Raw genomic sequence first — 305 nt, forward strand, 5'->3', positions numbered from 1 at the left:
CGGGCCTGCCTGCCGGCAGGTCTTCGAGGTCCCCCAGGGACGTGGTTCCGATGATGTCGTGGTCAGGACTGATGCTGGCTTTGCCGAGCACGCCTACGAGATGGACACATCGGAATTGCACCGAACCCGCATCTTGATGGCGGCCCTCGCGCTGACCACGAACCGAAGCATGAACCCGGGTGATCTCGCAGAAGAGAAGACGGCGCCAGCAGTGCGGATCGAAACCATGGAAAACTATACCCGCAGTCCGGCGGTCGATCTCGTGCGGCCGAAACCGCTTGACCGGGACGGCCCCGTTACCGAAG

The 305-nt window shown here is 63.0% G+C and carries 1 protein-coding gene; it reads left to right on the forward strand.

The window, feature by feature from the left end:
• Positions 1–305, forward strand: a 305-nt coding sequence (locus OCH239_RS23255; RefSeq protein ID WP_037267686.1) for a hypothetical protein, incomplete at both ends; no start/stop codon positions are given.

The sequence above is a fragment of the Roseivivax halodurans JCM 10272 genome (genome assembly GCF_000521785.1).
Lineage (GTDB): Bacteria > Pseudomonadota > Alphaproteobacteria > Rhodobacterales > Rhodobacteraceae > Roseivivax > Roseivivax halodurans.